This is a genomic window from Rhizobium aethiopicum (genome assembly GCF_014197535.1).
Taxonomy (GTDB): Bacteria; Pseudomonadota; Alphaproteobacteria; order Rhizobiales; family Rhizobiaceae; genus Rhizobium; species Rhizobium aethiopicum_A.
On the sequence record NZ_JACIFV010000005.1, the window covers coordinates 84,940 to 110,477 of the forward strand.

The 25,538-nt window shown below is 58.4% G+C and carries 21 protein-coding genes, 2 tRNA genes and 5 pseudogenes; 12 read left to right on the forward strand and 16 right to left on the reverse strand.

Features of this window, described 5'->3' with window-relative positions; genetic code table 11:
• Positions 1 to 90: 90 nt before the first annotated feature.
• Positions 91 to 798, reverse strand: coding sequence for an RlmE family RNA methyltransferase (locus tag GGD53_RS09515; RefSeq protein WP_184455270.1), 708 nt, complete (start codon positions 796 to 798; stop codon positions 91 to 93).
• A gap of 10 nt (positions 799 to 808) precedes the next feature.
• On the reverse strand, positions 809 to 2,365 hold the full coding sequence (locus GGD53_RS09520; protein ID WP_184455272.1) for an exopolyphosphatase: 1,557 nt from the start codon (positions 2,363 to 2,365) through the stop codon (positions 809 to 811).
• Between the two features lie 244 nt (positions 2,366 to 2,609).
• Between GGD53_RS09520 and GGD53_RS09525 the strand changes: the two genes are divergently transcribed.
• A tRNA-Gln gene (locus GGD53_RS09525) sits at positions 2,610 to 2,683 on the forward strand.
• A gap of 893 nt (positions 2,684 to 3,576) precedes the next feature.
• Here GGD53_RS09525 and GGD53_RS09530 read toward each other — a convergent pair.
• Positions 3,577 to 3,938 (reverse strand): annotated as a pseudogene (locus GGD53_RS09530) (succinoglycan biosynthesis protein exoi).
• Positions 3,939 to 3,962: 24 nt separating this feature from the next.
• On the opposite strand from GGD53_RS09530, the gene GGD53_RS09535 reads away from it, so the two are divergent.
• The 3 genes from GGD53_RS09535 to GGD53_RS09545 all read left to right on the forward strand — a co-directional run bounded on the left by GGD53_RS09535 (position 3,963) and on the right by GGD53_RS09545 (position 5,953).
• Positions 3,963 to 4,045 (forward strand) — tRNA-Ser (locus GGD53_RS09535).
• A 774-nt stretch (positions 4,046 to 4,819) separates the two neighbouring features.
• The gene (locus GGD53_RS09540; RefSeq protein WP_210303142.1) at positions 4,820 to 5,005 is read left to right on the forward strand and encodes a hypothetical protein; all 186 of its coding nucleotides are present in this window, start codon (positions 4,820 to 4,822) and stop codon (positions 5,003 to 5,005) included.
• A 564-nt stretch (positions 5,006 to 5,569) separates the two neighbouring features.
• The gene (locus GGD53_RS09545; RefSeq protein WP_184455274.1) at positions 5,570 to 5,953 is read left to right on the forward strand and encodes a hypothetical protein; all 384 of its coding nucleotides are present in this window, start codon (positions 5,570 to 5,572) and stop codon (positions 5,951 to 5,953) included.
• Between the two features lie 301 nt (positions 5,954 to 6,254).
• On the opposite strand, the gene GGD53_RS09550 is transcribed toward GGD53_RS09545, so the two are convergent.
• A complete protein-coding gene (locus tag GGD53_RS09550) occupies positions 6,255 to 6,629 on the reverse strand; it encodes a thermonuclease family protein (protein ID WP_184455276.1) in 375 nt (124 codons plus the stop codon).
• Positions 6,630 to 6,744: 115 nt separating this feature from the next.
• Here GGD53_RS09550 and GGD53_RS09555 point away from each other — a divergent pair, with 115 nt between their 5' ends.
• Positions 6,745 to 7,200, forward strand: coding sequence for a hypothetical protein (locus GGD53_RS09555; RefSeq protein WP_184455681.1), 456 nt, complete (start codon positions 6,745 to 6,747; stop codon positions 7,198 to 7,200).
• A 113-nt stretch (positions 7,201 to 7,313) separates the two neighbouring features.
• Here the strand turns inward: GGD53_RS09555 and GGD53_RS31625 are convergent.
• Positions 7,314 to 7,516: pseudogene (locus tag GGD53_RS31625) on the reverse strand (hypothetical protein); the annotation flags it as partial.
• A 289-nt stretch (positions 7,517 to 7,805) separates the two neighbouring features.
• Here GGD53_RS31625 and GGD53_RS09560 point away from each other — a divergent pair.
• Positions 7,806 to 8,738 (forward strand): annotated as a pseudogene (locus GGD53_RS09560) (sialate O-acetylesterase); the annotation flags it as partial.
• A gap of 229 nt (positions 8,739 to 8,967) precedes the next feature.
• Here GGD53_RS09560 and GGD53_RS09565 read toward each other — a convergent pair.
• On the reverse strand, positions 8,968 to 9,312 hold the full coding sequence (locus tag GGD53_RS09565) for a hypothetical protein (RefSeq protein ID WP_246717727.1): 345 nt from the start codon (positions 9,310 to 9,312) through the stop codon (positions 8,968 to 8,970).
• On the opposite strand from GGD53_RS09565, the pseudogene ligD reads away from it, so the two are divergent.
• Positions 9,311 to 10,361 (forward strand): annotated as a pseudogene (gene ligD / locus GGD53_RS09570) (non-homologous end-joining DNA ligase). The gene GGD53_RS09565 and the pseudogene ligD sit on opposite strands and share 2 nt — an antisense overlap.
• 367 nt (positions 10,362 to 10,728) lie before the next feature.
• On the opposite strand, the gene GGD53_RS09575 reads toward ligD, so the two are convergent.
• Positions 10,729 to 10,983, reverse strand: a complete 255-nt coding sequence (locus GGD53_RS09575) for a hypothetical protein (protein WP_210303161.1) — start codon at positions 10,981 to 10,983, stop codon at positions 10,729 to 10,731.
• Positions 10,984 to 11,127: 144 nt separating this feature from the next.
• On the opposite strand from GGD53_RS09575, the pseudogene GGD53_RS31630 reads away from it, so the two are divergent.
• Positions 11,128 to 11,256, forward strand: a pseudogene (locus GGD53_RS31630) (pilus assembly protein CpaA); the annotation flags it as partial.
• A 71-nt stretch (positions 11,257 to 11,327) separates the two neighbouring features.
• On the opposite strand, the gene GGD53_RS09580 reads toward GGD53_RS31630, so the two are convergent.
• The 5 genes from GGD53_RS09580 to GGD53_RS09600 all read right to left on the reverse strand — a co-directional run bounded on the left by GGD53_RS09580 (position 11,328) and on the right by GGD53_RS09600 (position 16,707).
• Positions 11,328 to 12,137: a membrane-anchored protein gene (locus GGD53_RS09580; RefSeq protein ID WP_184455280.1), complete on the reverse strand. Its 810-nt coding sequence runs from the start codon at positions 12,135 to 12,137 to the stop codon at positions 11,328 to 11,330.
• A gap of 375 nt (positions 12,138 to 12,512) precedes the next feature.
• Positions 12,513 to 13,535, reverse strand: coding sequence for a methyltransferase (locus GGD53_RS09585; protein WP_184455282.1), 1,023 nt, complete (start codon positions 13,533 to 13,535; stop codon positions 12,513 to 12,515).
• A gap of 407 nt (positions 13,536 to 13,942) precedes the next feature.
• Positions 13,943 to 14,893, reverse strand: a complete 951-nt coding sequence (gene fcl, locus GGD53_RS09590; protein ID WP_184455284.1) for a GDP-L-fucose synthase — start codon at positions 14,891 to 14,893, stop codon at positions 13,943 to 13,945.
• Positions 14,894 to 15,955, reverse strand: a complete 1,062-nt coding sequence (gmd, locus tag GGD53_RS09595) for a GDP-mannose 4,6-dehydratase (protein ID WP_184455286.1) — start codon at positions 15,953 to 15,955, stop codon at positions 14,894 to 14,896. It lies immediately after the preceding gene.
• A 593-nt stretch (positions 15,956 to 16,548) separates the two neighbouring features.
• A complete protein-coding gene (locus tag GGD53_RS09600; protein WP_184455288.1) occupies positions 16,549 to 16,707 on the reverse strand; it encodes a hypothetical protein in 159 nt (52 codons plus the stop codon).
• A gap of 318 nt (positions 16,708 to 17,025) precedes the next feature.
• Between GGD53_RS09600 and GGD53_RS09605 the strand changes: the two genes are divergently transcribed.
• Positions 17,026 to 19,077: a polysaccharide biosynthesis protein gene (locus GGD53_RS09605; protein WP_246717729.1), complete on the forward strand. Its 2,052-nt coding sequence runs from the start codon at positions 17,026 to 17,028 to the stop codon at positions 19,075 to 19,077.
• On the opposite strand, the gene GGD53_RS09610 is transcribed toward GGD53_RS09605, so the two are convergent.
• The 3 genes from GGD53_RS09610 to GGD53_RS09620 form a co-directional block, all read right to left on the reverse strand.
• Positions 19,053 to 20,327, reverse strand: coding sequence for an O-antigen ligase family protein (locus GGD53_RS09610; protein WP_184455290.1), 1,275 nt, complete (start codon positions 20,325 to 20,327; stop codon positions 19,053 to 19,055). The genes GGD53_RS09605 and GGD53_RS09610 overlap by 25 nt on opposite strands.
• 361 nt (positions 20,328 to 20,688) lie before the next feature.
• Complete coding sequence (locus GGD53_RS09615; RefSeq protein ID WP_184455292.1) at positions 20,689 to 20,937, reverse strand: hypothetical protein; 249 nt, start codon at positions 20,935 to 20,937, stop codon at positions 20,689 to 20,691.
• 38 nt (positions 20,938 to 20,975) lie between these two features.
• Entirely contained in the window at positions 20,976 to 21,362 is a 387-nt protein-coding gene (locus tag GGD53_RS09620; RefSeq protein WP_184455294.1) for a DUF2934 domain-containing protein, read from the reverse strand.
• 187 nt (positions 21,363 to 21,549) lie between these two features.
• Here GGD53_RS09620 and GGD53_RS09625 point away from each other — a divergent pair, with 187 nt between their 5' ends.
• Together GGD53_RS09625 and uxuA are read left to right on the forward strand one after the other, a co-directional pair.
• Positions 21,550 to 22,272 carry a GntR family transcriptional regulator gene (locus GGD53_RS09625; RefSeq protein WP_184455296.1) on the forward strand — a complete coding sequence of 241 codons (723 nt, stop codon included), beginning with the start codon at positions 21,550 to 21,552 and terminating at the stop codon, positions 22,270 to 22,272.
• Between the two features lie 44 nt (positions 22,273 to 22,316).
• Positions 22,317 to 23,504, forward strand: a complete 1,188-nt coding sequence (uxuA, locus tag GGD53_RS09630; protein WP_184455298.1) for a mannonate dehydratase — start codon at positions 22,317 to 22,319, stop codon at positions 23,502 to 23,504.
• Positions 23,505 to 23,570: 66 nt separating this feature from the next.
• On the opposite strand, the gene GGD53_RS09635 is transcribed toward uxuA, so the two are convergent.
• Positions 23,571 to 24,218: a TetR/AcrR family transcriptional regulator gene (locus GGD53_RS09635; protein ID WP_184455685.1), complete on the reverse strand. Its 648-nt coding sequence runs from the start codon at positions 24,216 to 24,218 to the stop codon at positions 23,571 to 23,573.
• 123 nt (positions 24,219 to 24,341) lie between these two features.
• Here GGD53_RS09635 and GGD53_RS09640 point away from each other — a divergent pair, with 123 nt between their 5' ends.
• Positions 24,342 to 25,526: an HlyD family secretion protein gene (locus GGD53_RS09640; protein ID WP_184455300.1), complete on the forward strand. Its 1,185-nt coding sequence runs from the start codon at positions 24,342 to 24,344 to the stop codon at positions 25,524 to 25,526.
• The last annotated feature ends 12 nt before the right edge of the window (positions 25,527 to 25,538 follow it).

Consider the following 25,538-nt stretch of genomic DNA (forward strand, 5'->3'; position numbering starts at 1 on the left):
GCGGCTAGCAACTACCCGTGCCTGGAACTGCCATCCGGATCCAATTAGGATCGCCATCATCGGACAAGAGTGGCCCGAAGATCAAGCTTGCTATTCAGCTTCCACCTTCCGCCCTTTGAAGCCCTTGGCCAGCAGGAACATTTCCACCGATTCGGCGCGCGACGAGTTCGGCTTGACATGGACGACCTGGCGAAAGTTCTGCTTCAGCATGGCGAGCAGATCACGCTCGGTGCCGCCCTGGAAAGTCTTGGTGAGAAAATGCCCGCCCTCCTCCAGCACTTCGATAGCGAAATGGGCAGCCACCTCACAGAGATGCATGGTGCGCAGATGATCGGTGCGGTGGTGGCCCGTGGTCGGCGCGGCCATATCGGAAATGACGAGATCGGGCGTGCCGCCGACAGCCTCCATCAGCTTTTCCGGCGCACTGGGATCGAGGAAGTCGAGCTGCAGGATCTTGACGCCGGGAAGCTGGGCCATTTCGAGGAAATCGATCGCAGCCACACGCACGTCCTCATCCGTCGAGCCAGTGACCTTGGCGGCGATCTGTGACCAGCTGCCCGGCGCTGCCCCCAGATCGATGATGCGCCTGGCGCCGCGCAGGATGTGGTATTTCTCGTCGATCTCCAACAGCTTGAAGGCGGCGCGGGCGCGGTAGCCTTCGAGTTGGGCGCGCTGCACATAGGGATCGTTGATGTGGCGTTGCAGCCATTGGCGGGAGGATGCCTTCATCTTCTTGTTCTTGACGCGCTGGCCGAGCTTGCGGCCGGTGCGATTTCCCGCGATCGGTGCCTTCGTCATGCCCTTCCCCTTATTTCGCCCGCTGGCCGCGGCGGTTGCGGTTTCGCCGCCACACGCCGTCGTCGGCCATCATGTCGGTGAGCAGGCCTTCCCTCAAGCCGCGATCGGCAACGCGCATGCGCGGGCTCGGCCAGCGGCGGCGGATCGCCTCGAGAATGGCGCAGCCGGCAAGCACGAGATCGGCGCGGTCCGGCCCGATGCAGGGATTGGCCGCACGGCTTTCGAAATCCCAGGAGAGAAGCTTTGCTTGCATGGCGGAGACCTCGTCATCCGACAGCCAGATGCCATCGACCTTGCGCCGGTCATAGCGCGGCAGGTCGAGATGGACGCCGGCAAGTGTCGTCACCGTGCCCGACGTGCCGATCAGGTGAAAATCGCCGGTCCCAAAGATCTCGATCTCCGGGCAATCGAAGCGTCCGAGCATGGCTTCGACCTCTCGCACCATGCCCTCGAAAAGTTCCGGTGTGACGTCGCGACCGCCGTGACGCTCCGACAGGGTCACGACGCCGACCGGCAGCGAGGTCCAGTGGGTGATGTGATTGGCCAGCCGGCTGAAGCGACTATCGCCGATACGGATGACGGCGATCTCCGATGAGCCACCGCCAATATCGAAGAGGACGACGGAACGGGTCTCGCGGCTAACGAGCGAGGAGCAGCCGGAGACCGCGAGCCGTGCCTCGGTCTCCCGGTCGATGATCTCAAGCTCCAGGCCGGTTTCGGCGACGACGCGGCCGAGGAACTCTGCGCCGTTGACCGCCTGCCGGCAGGCTTCGGTGGCAATCAGCCGCATGCGGCGGATCTCCCGGTTCTTGAGCTTGCCGGCGCAGATCCTCAGCGCCTCGATCGCCCTTTCCATCGCCTCGTCGGAAAGACGGCCGCTGGCGGCAAGGCCCTCGCCGAGGCGTACGATGCGGGAAAAGGCATCGACGACGCGGAACTGACCCGGCCGGGTCGGCTGGGCAATGAGCAGACGGCAATTATTGGTGCCGAGATCGAGCGCGGCATAGAGTTCTTCCGGCCATGCATGCTCGCCGGCGTGACGATCCCCTTGGCGACCGTTGCTCTCCTGGCGTCCTTTGCGGCCGTCGGCCGCGCCGTTCTGCATCTCGCGCGGGACGGCGCTGCGCGCCGACTCTTCAAGGCGGATTTCCTGCAGAGGGACATGGGAAGGCTTTGCCGACGACAGCGGCCGGCCCTGCAGCCCGCGCTTGCCGCGATGCTTCCGGCGGTTGCGCCGGCTCGATGCCTGTTGTTCGCTGCCGGGCCGGGCGGCATTGACTGCCGCGTCCTGTTCCACCTTCTGGTTTTGAACTGAACTATCCTGCGAAGCGCCTTGACCGCCGCGACGGCGGCGCTTTCGCTTGCGAGCCGGATGTCCGGCCGCATCGTCCATCGGGCGCGCAGGCTGCCCGGCACTGCCGGGGAACTCATGCGAAGCGGGATGGGCGACGCTGCGGGTCTGCCCGCCGCGCTTGCCCTTGCGACGCCTGGACTTCTTGCCGTCCCTGCGCCCTGCCGCCGTCGCCCCGTCATATTGCGGCTTCGCACCGCCTTCGGGGTCTTCCACGTTGTTTTCCACCACGCCGCGCAAGTCCCTGGGATATGCAGCAGGCGCTCGTTTGATTTTTTCGTTGCCGCAAGGATATCAGCGCCCGCCAAAATCACCAAATTCTTTTTTGATAGAGGGCTTTGCGAAAGAGTTTCGCCCCTCGCCTGAGAAGCCCGATTTTTTTCAAAACAGGTATTTGCAATTGCCGGGCTTTTGTTTATAAGCGCCGCACACCAGCCGAACCGCCCGCCGGTTCGCTTGCTGGGGAATAGTTCAATGGTAGAACAGCGGACTCTGACTCCGTCGATCTTGGTTCGAATCCAGGTTCCCCAGCCAAAAATTTTTCCAATACAAACAAAGCGTTACGGTCATCGTCGCTGCTTCTTGCTGCCGATTTCACGTCGCATCTACTGCAAGAAATTTCTCAATGTTTACAACGGTTCTCATTTGTTGACGGCGGCTCCGTGCGACATGTGTGCGACATGCCGGCTCGCCTAAACCCCGGCCGTCCCTCTCTTTTTTAACCTTCGGAGTTGTGCGATCCTTCCTCAATGCCCGCCTCCTCGAAAAGAACGCCGTCCTCCGATCCGCATCGCTCCCTGCGGCTTCGACTTGCTTATCCATCCGCAAATTAAGTCTGTACTGTAGGAAGCTGACCTGCTCTCTATAACTGCTAGCTTCCAAGGAAGTTTTAGGTGAAATAATTTCAATGAAGATCCCGAAAAACAGCTGACGATATACCGGGCGATTTCGTCGCATTTATCGTTGTAGGCTCTTGCATCTCACAGAGTGTGCTCATTTTTTTATCGGCTGGAGCATCCTTTGCGTCCTCGGCTTGTTCCGCCAGGTACGGCTTGTTTCGCGGCAAAGAGACTGAGAGCCAGAAGTATGCATTCTACCGGTTTTTATTTTTTCTCCTGACGGCAGAATATACATGGAGCGGGTTTAGGTGGGCTCAGGCCAAAAGCGATCGTCAAAGCCGCCCGTGACCTCCATCATACCTCGATCTGCTCTGTGAATTTCTGGAACCTGTCTATCCGGCGCTGATGCTCGCCTTGCCTCTCACAGGGCCGCCAGCGCGCTTCGTGGAAAAGGCCGGGGGAAGATGCTCCGCACTGAAGGCCGCGTCGTGGGGCCATCTCTTTGGGCGGCACTCAGAAACTTCGGTGAGCTTGCCGAGGTCATCTTCGGGCAAGTCCATTTCCAGCATCATGTCCGATGCCAAAGCCTCACGACTTCGATTTCCGCCAGCCGGCGGCCCAAGCTTCAAACTCCGAGCAGAACCATCGTTCGCCATACTGGAGGCTGATCTTCGTCTCTGCGTAGCGTCGCTGCCCCGGCACGTGGAAGATGCGCTCGCCGGTGTTGATGCTGATATTGCCCTTGATCCGGCACGATTGACCGGAGCCGCCAGGAGCGCTCCATGAGGCCAGCATGTCGCTAGCGGTCCAGCCGCCGGCCCGCGACCGCGCCCATGACCAAACCCGGCGCCCTGAACAGCACCGATTTTTTCTGCGGATCGCCCTGACGCATGCCCCATCTCCGCCATGTCGCGCGCAAGATCGTATCCGCGTTGGCGCACGGCGAACATCTATCAAAAAGCGGTATCGTGCCCAAGGGTGGCCGAGGGGTTAAGGCTCCGGTCTTGAAAACCGTCGTGCGGGGAACCGTACCGTGGGTTCGACCATCCCATCCGCCAACCCGCATCGCGAGAACGCGAAGACCTCCGAACTATCCCCAGCCATGCTCTCAGCGAATCGGTTATCACGACATTAGCGGCGCGCGGTGTGCTCGATGCGTTCTCTAGCTATATCGAGGGATCAAATGCGAACATTGATTGCAGGTCTATTACTAATCGCAACGGCCCCACCTGCGCTGGCACAACCAGCAGCTTGGTCGAACGCCGAGATATGCGTGGCGGGTGGAATGACCTATTTTTTCCTCAATTCTGCACCTACCGTGAGTGAATTAGAATCTGGCTGGGTACGCCTTCGGAGCGCTTCCGGGAACAGCTATGATTGCCGTATCGATGGCGACGCAGTCGCATTCCGTTGGATAAACAAATGCAACGAAGACATGATGAGCAAAAGTACAAAATGGTCGCTGAAAGGCGACAGCCTAACGGTCGTGTCCAACATGAGGACGCAACGGTTCGGGAAAACGGGGGGCACCATCACCGCCCTAGACTGAGGTGCGGCGTCACATTGAAAGATTTGGCGGGCCTCAAGTGTTGCACCGACGATCCCGTTGACCCAAGGGACGAGCCGGCCGGTGGCTTCGATACCCGTCGAATATCTCTGTCGTGAGGTGACGACCAGACGTGGGGTCTGTCCGGCCCTTCTAGCTTGAGGCTCGAATTTCTTTCAGCGGGGCTAATCGGGGGCGGCCTGCGCCGCCCTACTCCCATCGGATAGGTTTGATTTCCGCGTGCATTCTGCCACGCTGCATCTACGGGGAGAAGGGGATGCAGAAATGGAAGTTTTGATAATTGCCGTGATTATCGGCTTGTTGCCGGCTGCCATTGCACAATCGAAGGGGCGTTCCTTCGTGCTTTGGTGGTTCTATGGAGCGGCGATATTCATCGTCGCGCTCCCCCATGCGCTGCTCATGAGTTCGGATACCAGTGCACTCGAATACAGGCGCTCGAAAGCGGAATGAAAAAGTGCATCCACTGCGCGGAGATCATTAAAGCTGAGGCAAAGGTCTGTCGCTTTTGCCATAACGGCGTGGGAGGTTGACATGGGGCAAGTTGTTGTCGCGCACGTAGCGATTGCTCTGTTCTTCGGTATCGCGTCGTTGCCTGCGTTAGCGAAGACCGAGTGCATCGGTGATGGAGAATACCGGGTTTGCACTGATAGCTACACCAAGGTAATTTGCATATCCGATCATACGACACTGAGGGCAATTCCTATTCGGTTGGCACCGAAACGCGGACCTTCTCAGGCGGCGGTCAAGAAATTATTAGCCGGGACAGCGACGGGAACAGCTACTCCGTAAAAAGCTGGTCTGATTCGTCGGGTGTGCACAGCAAGGATAGCGAAGGCAATTCTTGCACAATCACCACACTCGGAACGATCATTGGCTGCGGCCAGTAGCACGCAGCCACGAGACCCGCGCGAAAACGCGCGGCAGACTCCATCCGGTATTGGGTTGAGGCTCCCACGGACGGATATTAGGCGCGGCAGGGATCGATTGCCATTGGGGACAATTCGGGAGGGCGAAATGCAGAAGTTACTGATGTTGGCTGCGTTGATAGTTGCTGCGACATGGTTCTTCGGCGGGGGCGGGCGGGAACGCCAGAAGCCGACACCCGAAAGCGTGGCATATAAGGTGCAAACCGTTGATTTGCAGCCGTACGACGAGAAGAACTATCCCAAGCTCTTCCTATACCTCGGAGCCGTCCGGGTAGCTGGCGAGCTTCAAGACCTAAGGCGCGCCGCCGCTATGGAGGCTGCCTGGGATAATCGGTGTGATACAGTGGAAATGTCGGACTTTTCCGACAAAACCTATAGCAGCGGCGAGCTCACGGCATTCGTCGACTGCCGGAATGGATTCCGGATTTGGTACACCCAAAAGCGCGGCGTGATCCAAACAGCGCGAAACTAGCCGTACTTCTGCATTGGGTGCGCCTCAGTCGCGTGGCGGAGCGTATTCTGACCAGCCGAAGCGGGACCGAAGTAGGAAGATGACCGCCCGGAGAGCGATAGCGCCCTTGCCACCGGCAAGGCGGAGAAGAAGGCCGATAAGAGCTGCTTCGAGCTTCGCGGCGCCGATATCCAACTCGCGGCAAAAGCGTCGCCTCACGGTTTCCGGATCGATCTTCAGCGCGTGGCCGAATCCAATGAGCTAACCTGATCGTCGTTTCGCGGTTCTCGTACGGTGGCGGACGAAAGGCCTGTGGCTCCACTTAGTCACACCAGTCATTCCGTTCCTTCGAGCTCCAGGGTCGCGCGACGCCTTCCTGCAGTAGCTTCTTCCCGATCTCTTCCCCATTCGCTCGATAGATGTTGACGAGTGGGCGATGAGACGGCGTACGGTCCACCGCGCCGCTGAACATCACTCGCAAGCCCTTTTCAGCCAGAAGCTCTTTCAGCCTGCCCTTGGCGATCAGCGCCAGCTTCCGTTCCTTGAGGCACTTCGCGTGCGATCCGATCTCCGGCGTGTCGATGCCAGAAACATACGGAATGCCTTCCCCCAGCAGTCGCATGTTCTGGCCGTCGCATTTCACGGTGTCGCCGTCGACAGCGGTCAGTGAGGCGCAAAGGATTAATTCGGCAATCATGCATAGCCTCTGTTCATCGGAGGTTCATTCCGTGGATGCAACCGTTTCCGACGTAAGGCGAGTGAACCCAAAGGGGGGTGTCATGGTTTTCGTTACATCGATCAAGTCATATCGCATCTCTCGCAGCTTGCTTCTTTCCGCAGCCAGCTCACTGATTGCTGCTTTCATCATGTCGTCTCCGGCGCATGCGTTGACGATGAAGGAGTGCAGCACAAAGTATCAGGCCGCCAAGGCCGACGGCTCCGCCAAGGACATGAAGTGGAACGATTTCCGCGCAAAGTTCTGTGGCGCCGATGCCGCCGCCGCCGATAAGGAAGACGAGGCGGATGTCGCAAAAACAACCGACAAAGAGCCGGAAAAGCCTACGGCCGCGGCCCCGAAAAGCGTAAAGTTCCCGAAGGCGATCGACAAGAGATACTCGAGTGAACCGCCGGCCAAGGGCCGGTTGCATACGTGTGTTGATGCCTATCACGCCGCCAAGGATGCCGGCACGCTCGGCGATCTGAAGTGGATCCAGAAGGGCGGCGGCTATTGGAGCCTCTGCAACACGAGCATCAAGGCCGCTGGCTGAACGAATATCTCCGATCCAAAAATATGGAGGGCCGTCCGTTGTGGCGGCCTTTCTTTTATGACCGCCGCCGGGGAAGTACGATCAGTTCGGCAGTCGTTACGGCGCCCGTTGCTTTCCGAGGCCCCGAGCTTCCGTCTCAGCGCCTGTTCCTGCTGGTAGGTTTTGTGGGGAAAATGCTCCCAGCACCACCAGCGAACGGGCATCGCCTTGGAGGGCTGTGGCCGAAGCCTCCCCACCCTTCGCAACCCTCTTCCTCGCAGTAGTGCTCAATGAGCACATTAGCGCCCGGCGCCGATGCAGAGAAAATGCCCCGCAGGTAAGCGCACGGGGCATTTTGTACTAACGTGCCGCCAACCGGAGGAGTCGCGGCTTGTAGAAGAATGACATGTTTCTCTGGCGGTTCAACTAGCCTTAACTTGCTACTCTTGTTGTGGAAATCAGGTCGCGCTGAGATCAACCAGATTGATAATCTCAGGTCCACCATTGCTGAAGGTGGTTACCCGGCTGGAGGTTCGCAAGTTAGTAAGTTTAGGCAATTGATCATCTTCAGAACCGTACCATCCTTTTACGTGAAAGGGGGCGTATGACAAGCAAAAGGTGAAGTTATGCGCACAATGCTAACAGTCGGCGGGGCCGCCGTGATCGCAATGTACCTTCTCGGCGGCATGAGCGCGAGACATGAGATTTTTCCTTGGCCACAACTTTCCGCGATGAAGAAAATGGTTGGCGGAGAGAAGCCGGCGGCTCCAAGCCGCTATACTTTCGACGACAAGCAACGACTCATCGGGGATGAATCGAAAACGCTTGTGACCTGCCCGACTCAAACCGATCGAACTGCTGTCTTGCTCGTCCTTGGCCAATCGAACGCGGCCAACCACGGCGGACAACGGTACCGGTCAAATTATGGCGCTCGCGTTGTAAACGCATTTGACAAGCGGTGCTTCATCGCGGCGTCGCCGCTTCTTGGATCGACCGATACCAGGGGAGAGTACTGGACGCTTCTTGGCAACAAATTGATCGCATCGGGACAAAATGACGGTGTCGTCCTCGCATCGCTTGCATATTCCGGATCTCAAGTCACGCGATGGGCAAAAGGCGGCGACCTCAATCCTGTGCTGATCGATACAGTGAAACAGCTTCAGGATTCCGGCTATCGGATAACGAGCGTCCTTTGGGTCCAAGGAGAGGCGGACCTCGTACACGGCACCACCGGGGAGGACTATCAGGAACGTTTCCTGTCGATGATTGACACATTGCGTCAGCACGGCGTCGAAGCACCTGTTTACATTTCGATCGCATCGAAATGCCTCGAACCAACCAACGGCGGCTTCAAGGAGCATATTCCAGATAATCCGATTGTACGGGCGCAACTGGCCCTGTCAAAAAGCGGTCACGGTATCCGAGAGGGCGTCAATTCTGACGCGTTACTCGATGGAGACGACCGCTACGACGATTGCCATTTCGGGGGCACAGGTGAAGAGAAAGTGTCGGAGGCTTGGCTGAACCTTCTGCGTGGGGGTAGCCGCCTGGAACCCTCCCCACAGTCTTCGCTTTTCGGGCCACAGGCCAAAGCGGGGCGAGTTGTGTCAACACGGATCTCGCAGGAGGAATACCCATCGTTTCCTGCTGTACAACAAGATGTAGTTGGTAAATGATGAGGGTTGCGAACGCGAACCATGGACGCCGGCTGGGGCTCAAATGAGCGGTCGTGGCGCAGACAATGAGTTCAGCGATCATACCTGCTTCCTCGACCTCCGTTGCGCCGCATCAGTCGGTGATAGTATTCCTCGACCTTTCGCATAGCCTCGCGCGGTTCAGCTTCGAATCCTTGTGTGGTAGCACACGCTGCCTTACTTGCGGGCCATGGCCGCTCCATTGCCATTGGCCACCGTTCGGGCCGCCGCTCTCAAACCGAATCCTCCCGATGATTATCTCCCCGTCATAGCTCAGCCAGTCGAGATCCGTCGGCTGGTCGGACTCGTCGATCTTCGTGCCGCGCCATTTGTAGAGGGCTTGGTATCGAGTGGACATGTTCTGAAACATCGCCCCAGATGGCCCAATAATCAATCTGGTGAATTGCTTTTTGAGCTTTTGTTGCTGAACTGCCGGCATGACAAAGCCGCCTCGCACGCCTTCCCAGCCGCTGCTTGGTGACGCTGACGCACCGCTCCGAAGCCGGCCGCGTAAGAAGCGTAACCCGGCCCAGCATCAGCTCACCCTCGACCCAATGCCGGCGCGCATCGATCCATGCCTCGCCCTGCTGAAGCCTCGCCCGCCGAAAGGCCGGCAATGGGCGTTCGAGGTGAAATGGGATGGCTACCGCCTGGCGGTTAATATTGAGTCGAAGGGTGTGAGGATTCTGACCAATGGCGGCCATGACTGGACCGAACGGTTTCCTGCCATCGTCGCCCAGGCGAAGCGGCTTCCTGTCTCAACAGCGATATTGGACGGCGAAGCCGTTGTCTTCGATGAGCTGGGCAGGTCTGATTTCGGCAAGCTCCAGCAGTCGCTCGGCGGCCGTGGCGGAAAGCGGACATCGTGGGAATCGGTCTTGATGGTCTTCGATCTCCTCTACCTCGATGGCCATGACCTCACCGGGACAGAGCTCACCGCGCGGCGCCATCTGCTCGAGGGGATAGTGCGGGCCGGCGGCGAGGAGGCCATTCGGTTATCCGAGGAGATCGAGGCAGATGGTGAAACGCTTCTGCGCATCGCCTCGAGCATGGGCTTGAAGGCATCATCGCGAAAGATCGGAACAGTACGTATCGCGGCGGGCGCGGTGGCGAATGGCAGAAGATCAAATGCATCCAGAGCGACGGCTTCGCGATCATCGGCTATCAAAGGTCCAGCTCGGCGTTCGGGAATATCGGCGCGCTGCTGTTGGCTGCGCGGAGAGAGGACCAGCTGGTCTACGTCGGATCGGTCGGTACTGGCTTTAAGGCAAACCAGGCATTGGAGCTTCGCGCTGCGATGGACAAGCTTAAGGTGCCGGAGCCTGCGGTGAAATATTTCGGCGCGAGAACCTGATCTGGATCAAACCGAAACTTGTCGCGGAGATCGAATATCGCGCCTGGACGCATGACGGCAAGCTGCGGCATCCGTCATACAAGGGGCTGCGTGATCCAGCGGATAATGCAGCCATATATCAATTAAAGCCGTAGACTGGAGTAGGTAGAAGACAAGCCTCCTTTTGCTATCCTAGGAAACGCGAACTACCTCGTTGGATATCAGGAGCAGAAAACTGCCATCGTCGAGGCGCTCTGCCACGTCTCCATCTTCGGTGACGTAATCGGTCCTTGGTTTTACAAACCGTGCTCGAGACGTCCGTATTTGTTCAATGACAGTAAAATTTCGGCCTTGAGCGTTCGAACACTGGAAACGCTTCGTTTCAACATAGTTCGTCATGTTCAGTTACCTCGGACAGGAAATTCCAGCCCAAATATTTTGGACACTAAGGCCCAGAGTCAAGAACATCACCCTCTTCTGCCGGTTGCTGTGTCCGAGCTCCAATACGCTGAGGGCCGCCTTTCACGTATCGTCGTCTTCGAGGTCGGCGATGTCCTCAGCCAATACCTCGGCGTGCTCGGACAGAAGAAGCATCGCCAGGTCAGGGTCGCTTTCGAAAAGCTGCTCCTCCTTGGCTTTCAACTTTCCGATATAGAAATTGTGGATATGCAATGAACCAGTCATCTCGCGAGGCTTGGCATGCTGATGCTCAATTTCGGGTTTGCACTCCGTGCCACGAGAATAGTGCGGCTCAGGCACTCCCATCAACATCGCCATCCTCGTCCCCAGCCAATTCTCCCTAAATGCCATTAATTCCTTGATTTTCCAGTCGTGCCGGATATCTTTTTTGGCATCATCGGCGCCCTAATGTCCAGAACTGTAGCCGACAGGTGATGCCCGCCGTTTTTTGAAACCGAGACAGCGCTCTTTTCCTCCTTATCGGGGGGCGACGCTGGGGCCGGCCTCCTGCTCTTCGCCCTTGGTATCGGCCTCTGGACCTTCGGCCTATTCCGCGCCGGCGACGCCAAACTTTTCCTGCCGATCGGTCTTCCGGCCCCGACAAGCGCTAGCTAAAAGATGTCTTGGCGTTGTGTTCTGTGGCAGCTTGAAGGTGAACCGGGTCATCTCGATTGAGAAGCCGGGGAAGATCGCTGTTGTGAATTGTCGGTTGCTTGTTGCGCCGCTTTGGACTTTGGTTCTTTGGCGCCATGCCAGAGCGGCAGGCCGACTTCTTCCGAGACCTGCGGATCGGCTGTGTAGATGGGATAGCCTTGCCTGAGCAGCCTTATCAGAATGTCCCGGTCGAAACGGGTATGTTTGCGGGTCAGGTTGGCGCTGTTGTATATGTGGCCGTTCGAATGAGGATTTATGCCGGTTATGATGACCGCGCTGGCGCCGTTGTGTAATGCAAACAATACTGCGATCATTCCGTTCGAGCACTTGGTTTCAGCGTCGAGTTCAAGGTTCACCAGTCCGGTGGCTTTGTGCATCAACGCTATGCGCTGATAGCGGCCCACGAGATGGAGATCCCGGTAGCAATAGCTGAACGAGTTCAGATTATTTTTCACGCGCTCCTGGCGCTTTTGCCCCCGCCGCCAGGTGAGAACATAGAGAGCGCCGGTGCGGTGCCCGGTGAGGACGCGCCTTGTCTCCACGGCTGCCGGATTGCCGCCCTGGAGCTCGTTGAAGCCCATCAGGGTGATGTCAGGCTCATCGATGCCCCAGGCGTGGACGGCTATTTGCGAGGCGTTCACCGAAATAATGCGATATGTCTCATCAAAGCCGACGGGCTTGTGGGAAACGGGTGCCGATCCAACGACCACGACAGGACCGGCAAGTGGTACACTGGTTTTCGGAGGCTTCGGCCTAGTCAGGCTATATCTGATGCGGCGGTAGATGATTTTATGCATCTGCGAGAGCAAATTTGGCATTCGAAGTATCACTCCCGCTCATGCTTAGCCTGAATATCTCAAATTAAGGGGTGAACCGGCCCAAAAATCTGAGATGCGTTTGTACCAAAAGGTCATCAGATTGCAAGGTTGAGGCCGACGCAACCATACCGCATGTCCACGCAGCTCGAATTTAAGGCTTCGAGGACCACAAAATTGTGGCTTGTTTAGGTGCGCGCCTCCTCTCGAAATGAAGGGTAAAGAGTTCACCGTCGGTCGCAGCATATTTGCGCTCTGTCGACTTTCATGATCTCTCAGTAGGAAAAGGTCCGCGTTGGACCCTACGTAGGATTATTCCGGGTTTCCAAGCCAATCCTTCTTGAATTTGCACGACGAGCTAAGATTGCAGCGAAATGGCTATCTAAAGAGAATGAGGCTTGCCGGGGTTGGCGGCATCGATTTGACCGTGACGCCGGCAAGGCCAGCCATTCTTGCCATCTCGGTTAACTCGCTTTGCGTATAGGCCTGGCCCGCCGGGGTGCTGGCGAGCATCTCCCAGGAGAAGGCCGCTGGAAAAGGGGGCGACACGCCATCTTCGTTCGGCACAAAATCCACCCCGACGATCCGACCGTCCTCTGCAAGACTCGCGATGATCTTTCGCAACAGCGCGGCACAGGTCGGGAAATCGAAATGGTGCATAAAATTCGGAAGCAGGACGAGATCGAAACCGGCGCCCCAGTCGACATCGAAGGCGCTGCCGGCGATCGTCCGGTACCGGTCAGCCACGCCTGATTGTTCCGCATTCTGCCTCGACAGCTCCAAGACGGCGCCCCAGTCGACGGCGACGATCTCCGCCGATGGAAAGGCCTTGGCAATCTCGATCCCGAAGAGGCCCGGACCTGCGGCGATGTCCAAGACGTTCTTGGGAGACCCCGGCCAGCTAGATATTTCGCCAGCCAGCAGTTTGGCGCTGAGCCCGGTGAAGGAGCCCATGCCGCGCGCGAACTTCAACCAGACGGGGTTGTCCGCCGACAGGTTTGCCAGTCCGGCCGAACCGCCGTTTCGCACGACGGCAGCCGGATCGCGCAGAAAATTGTCCAGTACTTCGGGTGCGGCGACGAACTCGATGGCACAGCCCATATAGGCCGGCGAATTGCGATCGAGGAACATTCTCGTCGACGGTGTCATTCGGTACTGTCCGCCCTCCTTGGTCAGGAAGCCATGGACCACAAGGTAATCGCAGAGGATGCGCACCCCTCGCTCCGAGGCGCTTGTTGCCGACGCCAGCACTGCTGCCGTTTTGCCCTCGCCGATATGAGTAAAGAGATCAAGCTCGATGGCCGCCTTGATCGCTGCCGTCTTTCGGCATGCAAACAGCGCATCGACCACAAGTTCGGGCGACACGGCGCCAGCATGGGCATCCTCGATGATCGTTTCCACGGAATCCCCCCAGAGTATCGACCGATCTTGCCTGGCAGCGCCAGCCGCGGAAATTATGCGTAAATTCGGCTTTCCTACAATACTCACCGCGCTAACCCTATCGGGTTCCTCCGCCGCAATGGCAGAGCTGTCCTAGGCCGCCAGCCAGCAGCTGGTAATGTTCGAGCCGACGGGAACAGGAACCGAATGGAGCCATGTTAACTAGCTGGAGCAGTAGCGGCCCATCGCCGCCTGTTACGACAAATCCGACAGGTGATTGGCCACATTCCTCGCTCCGGCTACCATGCGGACTTGGCTGCCATTCAGAGGATAGTCTGGACACAATGCGGTGATGGAGGCTGGCGAGGCCTCAATGCAGCGAACATCGACGCGGAAATAGCAAAATGCCGATCTACACAGCCTGGGTATTAGACCGCTGAACCGGCTCCATTTTCGGATTGCAGGAACCAGGCATAAGTGGCTCTGACGCCGTCTTCGAGCGAAATGTGCGGTTCCCAGCCCATGTCCTGCAGCTTCTTGTTGCTCATCAGCTTTCGCGGCGTGCCGTCAGGCTTGGAAAGATCATGAATGATCTCACCCTTGTAACCGACAACGCGGCAGACCAGACGCGTCAACTCGATAATTTCGAGATCCGTGCCCGAGCCGACATTGACGTGCTGCGAGCCCGAATAGGTTTTGAGCAGAAACACCAGGGCGTCGGCGCAGTCGTCGACGTGAAGAAACTCGCGGCGCGGGGTTCCTGTGCCCCAGACTACCATATGCGGGTCTTTGCGCAGTTTCGCAGCATGCGCCTTGCGGATAAGCGCGGGCAGCACATGGCTGGAATTCAGGTCGAAATTATCGCCGGGGCCGTATAGGTTGGTCGGCATGGCCGAAATATAGTCCCGGCCATATTGCTTGCGATAGGCTTCCGCGAGCTTGATACCGGCGATCTTGGCGATCGCGTACCATTCGTTGGTCGGCTCGAGCGGACCGGTCAACAGAGCCTCTTCGGAAATCGGCTGTGGAGCGAGCTTCGGATAAATGCAGCTTGACCCCAGGAAGAGAAGCCGGTCCACTCCCGCCCGGTGGGCAGCTTCGAAGATGTTGGCTTCAATGATCAGATTGTCATAGATGAATTCAGCGGGATAGCTGTCATTCGCGAGGATGCCGCCGACCTTGGCAGCGGCGAGAATGATCGCGTCTGGCCGGGTTGCTTCAACAAATTTCTCGATCTCGTCCTGCCGCTTCAAATCGACCTCGGCGCGGGTGGCCGTGACGACGCTGCAAGCTTCGGATTGAAGCCTGCGCACCAGAGCGCTGCCGACCATTCCGCGATGACCGGCAACCCAGATCTTCTTGTTGGATAGATCGTACACTCAGACCTCTTTCCGGCTGCCTTGAGCCTTCCAGTGCTTGATATCCTCGCGCACCATCTCAGCGGCGAGCGCGCGAACCGGCGTCTTGTGGTGCCAGCCCAGATTCTGACGTGCCTTGGTCGGGTCACCAAGCAAAACGTCGACTTCTGTCGGACGGAAATACCGAGGATCGATTTCCACAAGGCACGCTCCGGATGCGGAGTCATAACCCTTTTCGTCGACGCCGGACCCCTTCCATTCCAAGGTGATGCCGACGTCGGCAAAGGCCCACTCGACAAACTGGCGGACACGCGTCGTCTCACCGGTTGCCAATACATAGTCATCGGGCTTGTCCTGCTGCAGCATGAGCCACATGCCCTCGACATATTCGCGCGCATGGCCCCAGTCACGCTGGGCGTCAAGGTTGCCCAGGTAGAGCTTGTCTTGAAGCCCGAGGCTGATGGCAGCCACCGCCATCGTGATCTTACGCGTGACGAAGGTCTCGCCGCGAAGCGGGCTTTCATGGTTGAACAGAATGCCGTTTGACGCGTGCATGCCGTAGGCCTCGCGATAATTCACGACGATCCAGTAGGCATAGAGCTTGGCTGCTGCGTAGGGAGAGCGCGGATAAAATGGCGTCTTCTCGTTCTGTGGCACTTGCTGTACGAGACCGTAGAGCTCCGACGTCGACGCCTGATAAAACCGGGTTTTTTCCTCAAGCCCCAGGATACGGATCGCTTCAAGCAGTCTCAACGTCCCGACACCATCGGCATCCGCCGTATATTCAGGCGTTTCGAAGCTGACACCGACATGGCTTTGTGCGGCCAGGTTATAGATTTCATCGGGCTGAGTCTGCTGCACGATCCGCAGGAGGTTGGTCGAGTCGATCATATCGCCGTAGTGGAGGACGAAGCGTGGATGGGCCTCATGCGGATCCTGGTAGATATGTTCGATGCGGCCGGTGTTAAAAGACGAGGACCGCCGCTTTATACCGTGCACGGTATAGCCGTTGCTCAGAAGCAATTCGGCCAAATAGGCACCGTCCTGACCAGTCACCCCAGTGATAAGCGCAGTTTTCGTCATTTTTCACGTCGTCTTTCGATGCAATCTTCGGGAGGTGTTTATGGAAATGACCAAATTAGCGCAACCCCAATGCGACAGAACCCCGGACAAGCGAAATTCGACATTGTCGTTCCGTTCGGTTGACGGCGGTTTGCACAGTGAGACTTAGTTTCCGTTTATCAGATCTCCAAAAGGAAAAACATGATCTTGGTGACGGGGGCGCCGACTTATCCTTGGCTTCACGATGAAGCGGTCAAAGGCGACATCGCGGACTACGACCTTGTCGAAGCGCTGCTCCGTTTCGATCGCCCCGCAATCCTGAACTTCGTTTGGCCAGGTCATGATCGCCGGTGCGCCATCGATGCGGGCCAAGCTAGAGCGGGACCGAGACTGGCACTCGCGCGGGACCGTTTTGTCAAAGAAGTCGGGAGAAAAACGTCACAAGCGGCAGCCACCGCCACCCAACGTTAATACCATAACAATCGAAACTGTCTCCTATCTCTTTGCCGTGAGCGCGGCCCTAATACCGGTGCAGGAGCCATTAGTTCGCAGCTGTAATATAGCGAGTGCCGCCGGCGCGTCACGATCGCGACAGCGGGGGCGATCGGAGCTCATCATCTGGCGAGGGATTCTTGCATCAGCGGCAACCGGCCTGTCTTGGGAGCGGTTATCTCCGGCCAAACTGGCGGGCTATATCCTCCTTCTGAGCTGGCAATTACAATTGCCAAGGCAAAGGAAGCAAAAATGAAGGCCGCGATGACCTTGTAAGCCATCTCCGGATTCCTCGTTGGCCAGCGTTTCTCAAATACAGATAGTATGATGAATCACCAGTTACCATGGTGCCAACCGCCGACCGGCGGTGGGTCCTCTCCGGCGAGACAGCGCGATAAATTCAGTCGGCATGGGGTGGCGGAAGAGGCGTGAGTTCTTGGTTTGACCGCTGCTGGAACGTTTAATCATAAGCGATCGCAATCTACTTCTGATAGATAAGCGGTGCGGAAGACTTTGATTTCCGATTATTTCAGTTGCGCTCGTTGTAGAAAATGACAAGAAGGTGGGTGTCTGATTGATCCGCGAGACGCTGGGAAGCAATGCCTGAAAATACCCCCACTGAGACGCCACGCTCGAGATGGTTCTTGGTGCCGATGCAGGCGCTCGTCGCTCCTCTGCTGGCCATGCCGCGTGCTGCCAAACGCGCGCTCGCCTTGCTGGTGGATTCCGGTCTTTGTGTCCTGACGATCTGGCTGGCTTATTGCTTCCGTCTGAACGAATGGACGGTGCTCACCGGCGTACAGTGGCTGCCGGTCTTCGTTTCCTTGTGCATGGCGCTTCCCATCTTCATCGTCATGGGCATGTATCGGGCGATCTTCCGTTATGCCAACATGGCCGCTTTCATTGCCGTTCTAAAAGCAATTGCGATCTACGGCGTCGCCTTCATGACGATATTTACGGCGCTCAGCGTTCCGGGCGTTCCGAGAACCGTCGGCATTCTCCAGCCCTTCCTGCTCTTGATTGCGATCGGCCTGTCACGGTTGGGCATCCGTTATTGGCTCGGGGACACCTACCAGCGTATTCTTCACCAGAATACGCTCGCCAAGGTGCTGATCTATGGGGCAGGAAATGCCGGCCGGCAACTCGCCGGCGCTCTGACGAACAGCGCCGAACTCAATGTCGTCGGTTATCTCGATGATGATCCGCGCCTTAAGGGCGGCATCATGGGCGGTTTGCCGATCTATGACCCGTCGGATCTTCCGGTGCTCGCCGAAGCACTTGGCGTGCACAATGTGCTTCTTGCTCTTCCATCCGCATCGCGGCAGCGTCGCAATGAAATTCTCGAGCATATCCGCAAAGCCAGGGTGAACGTCCGGACATTGCCGGATCTCACGGCGCTGGCACAGGGACGAGTCGCGGTCTCCGATATTCGTGAGCTGGAGATCGAAGACCTGCTGGGCAGGGAAGCGGTTGCGCCGCGGCAAGAGCTGCTCGACAAGGCGATGCGCAACAAGGTGGTGATGGTCACGGGCGCCGGCGGCTCTATCGGCGGCGAGCTATGTCGCCAGATTCTGCGCAACGCGCCTTCGAGCCTCATCCTCATAGATCAGAACGAGTTTGCGCTTTATAATATTCATGCCGAATTGCTGAAGCTGGCCGAAGTTTACAAGCATGAGAGCCTGCAGATCGTGCCGATCCTTTGTTCGGTCCGCGACCAGGATCGCATGGAACATATTATGCAGAGCTGGCGGCCTCAGACGCTTTATCACGCCGCCGCTTACAAGCATGTGCCTCTCGTCGAACACAATGCCGTGGAAGGCATCAAGAACAATGTCATGGGGACATTGATCACCGCACGTGCGGCAAATAAATGCGGCGTCTCGAATTTCGTGCTGATCAGCACGGACAAAGCCGTGCGCCCGACGAATGTGATGGGCGCCAGCAAGAGGCTGGCCGAGATGGTGCTGCAGGCGCTTGCGGCAGAGCTGACCGCTGACAGATTGCGGACGAACTTCTCGATGGTCCGCTTCGGAAATGTCCTCGGTTCCTCCGGATCCGTCGTGCCGCTGTTCCGGCAGCAGATCAAGGACGGCGGCCCGGTTACCCTGACGCATTCGAAAATAACCCGCTACTTCATGACCATTTCGGAAGCCTCGCAACTTGTCATTCAAGCGGGCGCCATGGCCGACGGCGGCGATGTTTTCCTGCTCGATATGGGCGAGCCCGTCCGCATTGCGGATCTCGCCCGCAAGATGGTCGAACTGTCCGGATTGACCGTCCGGGACGTGGATAATCCAGAAGGGGACATCGAGCTTGCCGTTACCGGCCTGAGGCCGGGCGAGAAGCTTTATGAAGAACTGTTGATCGGGGATAACCCCGAGACAACTGAACACCCGCGGATTATGAAGGCGCGCGAGGATTTCCTGTCTTGGGCGGAACTTTCAAAGAAGCTCAACTCGCTCAATGCGTCATTGGACCGAAACGACATGGTCGCGGCACGTGCGACTTTGGCAGAACTCGTTTCCGGCTATTCCTCGACGGGCGAGGTTTCAGATCTTGCGTTTACCGGCGCCGAAACCAATCCGGCGCATGAAGATGTCAACGCGCTAGCCTCAGGCGCAGGAAATCAGCTTCGAACGACAGGTGCATAACGCGTGCTGCCCCGGTCCGCACAAATAAGCGCGACCATATAGGCGAAGATCGGATCCAGCGCTTTTTGGTTGAACATGATACCGAAGCTGCCGGTTATGATGTAGCTGCTGGTCAGCAAGAGAGCGAGCGCTATGGCTAGATCCCGGCCAGGGCCAGGTTCCTTTTTCCACGCACCGATCACGGGTGTCAGGAGCAGCAGCGAAAGCGCTGCGATGCCGACAAGGCCGGCGTCAATTCCCGCGGTCAGAAAGCCGTTATGGACATGTGAATAGGGCAGTTGTGGCCTTAGGCCCTCAGGGACTTCTGCCAAGACAGCAGCCATCCGGTTTTGCGGGCCATAGCCGGTGAACGGATCCTTGGTGATTGCCGATAGGGCGCCCTTATAGAGAGCAACCCGCGCGCTCAGCGAAGTGATATCGCCATTGGTGCTTTCGAGCGATGACAGATTGTCCTGGAGCTCACGGACGCGATAGACAACCTGGTCGCTGCCCAAGGCGAGAAGTCCCAGCAGCAGTACCGAGCCGGTGATGGCGAGGCTGCGCAGACTGACATGAAATCGGTTTTTGGGAAAATACCAGAGAAAGATGACGAGCTGAACGGGGATGACAAGCCAGGCCGAGCGTGTTCCGGAAAGCAGCGCGCAGCCTAGGCCCGCGGCATATCCCAATATCGCTATCTTTTGCTCCATGCTTTTGGGGGATTGAATATTGAGTAGCGCGACGCCGCCGAAAAGCACGCCAATAACGCCCAGCAGCGCCGCGTTCGAGGTTCCCGCCTCCGCCCTCGGCATCAGGAACAAGACCTGAAGCAGGCTGAAAAGAAAAGTAACGATCATGCCGAGACCCGCGCCGAGGATAAAGAGCGGCATAAGGTGACCATCGGGAGATTGACGCATACGCGGCAAAATCAGCCAGATCGAAAAGAACGGCAGGAGCCGGAAAATCCAATCCAGTTCTTCCGAGAAAGGCGGATTGACGAATATGCTGACGATCATCACCACCGGGTAAATCGTCATGCAAATGGCAACCACTCGGTCGGACTTCGACAGGTTCAGAGGAAAGCGGGCTCTTGCCAGACAATAGAGGCCCGAGACCATCGACCCGAGGAGGATGAAGGAGTTGAAGTTTGGCGAAAGTCCGGGCAGGATTGCAAAGAGAAAGACCGCAATGGCGTTGGTTCGATCAAGCGCGCTTCCAGACCCGTTCCCGGGATGAAGCACCGCAATCAAGAGTTGCCTGAAATAATTCACTTTGGTAGCCCTGACGTGTCGCTTTCCAGCCTCGCTAAGGACCGTTGTCACCGCTGTCAAGCCGTGAAGGCAGGAGGAACCTGCGCTTTTTTCACTGTCGTATTCTGGCAACAGCAGATTCGAATGCTCGTTGCTCTTGCTCGACGACGGTCGCAACCGGCTGCAACAGCAAAGCTGTTCCGAACAGAAAACACGTTTGAGGTGCGAACCTATTGAGAAGCTTTGTCATCTGGCGGCGCATTTCCGCTATCAGGGAACACCCGCAGGTACAGGATCTGAATCTCTCGCCATTCCAACCGAAGTGGCCGGCCGTTATAGGACAGCGACGCGCCAGTCGCGCAGCCACTTTTGGTACCTGGAGCTATCGCCAATATGGACGCGGCGCGCTTTCCACCGATGACCGGCCGAGGAGATAGCCGAACCCGAATGCGAGAATACCAATAGTGAGCAATGCGCTTGCGGTGTGCGGGTGGTTTCTAGCCCCGGCCGTGACTGCATAGACCTCACGTTTCACTCCGCTAGCCGCCGATTGGGCAACCTTGGCCAGTCCTTCCGGCGGCTCGATGGGTGTGCCGGTAAATCCGGCGTCCAAGTCTTTTTTATCAACCATATCGGAACACCTTTCCTGCATTGGCTCAAGACTGCAATTTAATCTTGCTCGCGTGTGCCGGGCGAGGCTTCGCGTTGGTCCGCGTCTTCGAGATCCGTCTTGACCAGGAAAGCATCGCTATGTTCGCGTGCGGCCTCTCGCAACGCTTCCAGCTTGGGAGGATTGTCGGCCTCGCCATATTGCGCATCGATCTCATGCTCGGCGCGGATCCAGTGATCCCGATGCCTGCCCTCCGGCCTGCCTTCCTTCTCCCACAGCGCATGTGCTCTTTTCCGGATTTCCTCCTCGCGGAGCACCGCCGGGCCGGTTTCGTGTGTGGCTTGCCGCGCCATCTTCCCTTTCCGCGCGCCGGTGAGGGAGGATTCCTTCAGCCGTGTGTCGTCGGTCGTAACTTCATTTTTCGTGCGTCGTACCGGGTTCTTCATCGGCGCCTCCTTGATTGGATTTCAACCAATTCGGCTGATCTAAGTTCCAACCAACAGTCTCGACAGCATCGAAACGCGGGGTGAAACGACCGCGAACCTTCAAATGTGATCCAATTCCTCTGCAGGTCTTGGCAGGGTGGTTCAGCTGATATACTAGTATGCCAGAACACGATTACCGGTTTTGATTATGCGGCAGTCCTCCGAAGCCCAAGCGCCTGCGGTTTCGATTTCCCAGGAAGTCGGTCCGAGGTTGCGACGCGTCACCACGGCCGGTGCGATCTACGAACGTCTCTATGCCGACATCGTCTCGCTCAGGATGCCGCCTGGCCTGTTGCTGCAGGAAAAGCGGATCGCCGAGGATTTCGGGGTGAGCCGCACGCCGGTGCGCGAGGCATTGCTGAGGCTCTCCGAAGGCGGGCTGGTCGACATCTATCCGCAGTCGGGCACGGTCGTGTCGCGAGTACCTGTCGCCTCGATCCCCGAGGCGGTGGTCGTGCGCAAAGCGCTCGAAGGTACGACCGTCGAGACTGCGGCTGAAACCGCCAGTGCTGCCGATATTGCTCATCTTGACGCCATCATCTCCCGGCAGCGCTCGCTTGCCGTGGTCGGCAACGCCTCGAACTTTCACGAGGAGGACGAGGCCTTTCATGAGGCGATCGCTGAGATAGCAGGTTATCCCGGCATCTGGGCGCTTCTGAAGACGGTCAAGGTGCAGATCGACCGGGCGCGGCGGCTGGCGCTGCCAGCGCTTGGGCGCATGGACAACGTTGTCTGCGAACACATCGTCATTCGCGACGCGCTCGCCGCCCATGATGCTGCGGCTGCACGCGATGCGATGATCCATCACTTGAGCGCCGTCATTCCCGATGTCGACGAGCTGCGCTCGCGTTACCCCGATTATTTCTGCTGACGGCAGGATCACTACGAAACGAAAAGGCGAGGAAAGGAACAAGGATGCGGCAGGGTTGGAGATGGTTCGGGCCGGAAGCGCCGGTGACGCTCGATGATGTCCGTCAGACCGGGGCGACCAACATCGTCTCGTCGCTGCATCAGGTGCCGATCGGCAGGGCCTGGACGGAAAGGGAAGTGCGCGAGCGCCAGTCCCTGATCGAGACGACGCCAGCCGATCGCTCGCCGCTGGTCTGGTCGGTCGTCGAAAGCATTCCGATCCCCGATGCCGTCAAGCGACGGGGCGGGGAGGCGAAGGCCGAAATCGAGGCGTGGATCGCCAGCCTCGAAGCGGTCGCCGCCTGCGGCATTCCGATCGTCTGCTATAATTTTATGCCCGTAGTGGACTGGACCCGCACCGAACTCGATTTCGTGACGCCGACCGGGGCCACCGCAATGCGCTTTGATCATGAGCGTTTCGCGGCCTTCGATCTTTTCATTTTGGAACGGCCGGATGCGGCACGAGATTATTCCGATGCCGATCGCGAACGGGCGCGCATCGTCTTCGAGGCGATGTCGCAGGAGGAGATCGCCGAGATCACCCGCATCATCACATCGGCTCTGCCGGGTTCGACCACCGAACCTCTGACCATTCCGGCCTTCCGGGAAAAGCTTGTCGCCTATAGCGGCATCGATGCGGCAAGGCTGCGCCGGCACCTGATCGAATTCTTGGAAGCGGTGACGCCGGCCGCCGAAGCACGCGGCGTCAAGCTGACGCTGCATCCCGACGATCCGCCGCGGTCGCTGTTCGGCCTGCCGCGCATCGCCTCGACGGCCGATGATTACGCTGCTCTCTTCGATGCGGTGCCGTCGAAGGCGAACGGCATGTGCTATTGCACCGGCAGCCTTGGCGTGCGCGCCGATAACGATCTGCCGGCGATCGCCCGCCGTTTCGCCTCACGGATCTATTTCGCCCATCTGCGCGCGACGACGCGAGAGGGCGATGGCCGAACATTCCATGAAAGTGCGCATCTGGAGGGCGATGTCGACATGGTTGCGGTGCTCAGGGAACTTGTCTCGGAAGACCGCCGCCGCGGCGCTCAAGACACCATCGTCTTCCGCTCGGACCATGGCCATCGCATGCTCGACGATCTCGACAAAACAGTCACGCCCGGTTACCCGGCCATCGGCCGCATGCGCGGGCTCGCCGAGCTTCGCGGCATCCTGCATGCGCTGGGCGCTCCGCCGAATTGAGAACTTCTGCGCATTGCGGCGCTGCCCGGCGGTAGAAATCGTTGCGCTCTGAGCCCCGGCAAGGCTTCAGAGCGCACAGCCCTTCAAAAAAAGATCGGTGCACATCTTTGCTCTTGCTGCTATTTCTTCGGTCGGCGGCGGCTGTTGCTGACGCAGCATCGCAGCTCGCTGCGGCTCCATGATCATCATGCCGCGCAGCATCCCGCAGGCAGCGTGCGGATCGTCAAGCGCAATAAGACCACAGTCGATCTGCTTGCGAAGCCAATCCTCCATCAACGTGTTGGTTCTGACGATCGCTTTTTCATAGAAGGCACTGGCGATCTCGGGAAAACGGTCGGACTCACTGATGACGAGCCGGGTCACGGTGATCGTGTCCAGCGACAGCGCCAGCGTTCCGTAGGCCAGCAGCATGCGCTCGAGCCCCTCTCGGAGATCCGCTGCGGCCAGCGTGCTCGGGTCAAGCGCCGTGAGAAAATGTCCTGTCCGCTCGATGATCATTGCGGAAAACAGATCTGCTTTCGTCGGAAACAGCCGGTAGAGCGTCTTGGTGGAAACACCCGCGTCTTGGGCGATCGCGGCTATGCTGGCGGCGGCGTAGCCATTGTCGTGGAACTGCCGGTTGGCCGCCTCGATGATCACGCTTCTCGTATCCTCGTCGCAGCGAACCTGCGGCCGTCCTCGCGGCCTCTTCTCGATTTCGTGATTTTGGACCATCGTTATTTTCCAAATTCTGATTGACATCCCCTTTATAGAGCATATTTTGGAAAACAGCAAGTTTCCGAAATCGCATTTAGAGGCCGCAGCCCAAAAGACGGCGACCGTCATCAGGAGAAGGACATGACCATCAGGACGCTGCATGCCCATAACAACAACGCTGTCACCGAAACCGTCGACGAGGCCATACCGGCAAGCCTCGATGCCGGCACGCCACATCATCTCGCGGAGCCATCCGCTCCCGCTTCAGGAGAAAAAACCGTCCGTAAGCGCGGCCGTTCCCTGCTTTTGGGCGCCACTGCCCTGATGCTGATCGGCGCCGGCGCCTATTACGGTCATGATTACTGGACGGTCGGCCGCTTCCATGTCTCGACAGACGATGCCTATGTGAAGGCCGACACCAGCACCATCGCTCCCAAGGTCTCCGGCTATATCGCCGAGGTTCTCGTTATGGACAACGAGACGGTCAGGGCTGGCCAGCCGCTTGCCCGCATCGACGAGCGCGATTTCAAGGCCGCTCTCGATCAGGCCCGGGCTGACGTCGCTGCCGCAGAGGCTACCGTCAGCGCCAAGCAGGCTTCGCTCGACATTCAGCAATCGACGATCGCCGCTGCTCGCGCAACCGTCGATGTTGACCGCGCCAACGAGACTTTCGCCGAACAGAACAACAAACGTTATTCCAACCTTGCCACCAGCGGTTATGCCCCTGTGCAGACGGCGCAGCAGGCCGCTTCGCAGATTGCTGCCGCGCAGGCGACCATGGTGCGCGACAGCGCAGCGCTCGACGCCGCCGTCAAGCAGGTCGATCTGCTGACCGCCGAGCTCGTCCAGGCAAAAGCTGCGCTTGCCCGCAGCCAGGCCGTTCAGCGCCAGGCCGAACTCAATCTCTCCTACGCGACCATCACCGCGCCCGTCGACGGCACTGTCGGCAACCGGACACTGCGTGCCGGTCAATATGTCCAGGCCGGCACCCAGCTCATGTCGGTCGTGCCGACGGCGGCGGCCTATGTCATCGCCAATTACAAGGAAACCCAGCTGACCGACGTCCGCGCCGGCCAGCCAGTCGATATCGAGGTCGATACATTTCCTGGCCGCATCTATCGCGGCCATGTCGAGAGCCTTGCTCCGGCAAGCGGGCAGGAATTCGCGCTGCTGCCGCCCGACAACGCGACCGGTAACTTCACCAAGGTCGTTCAGCGCATTCCGGTCAAGATCGTGCTTGACGGCGAGGCCGCCAATGGCGACCTGCGTCCCGGCATGTCCGTCCAACTGAGCATCGACACTAAGGCCGATGCCGACCGCAGCTAGGCGAGGGGATCA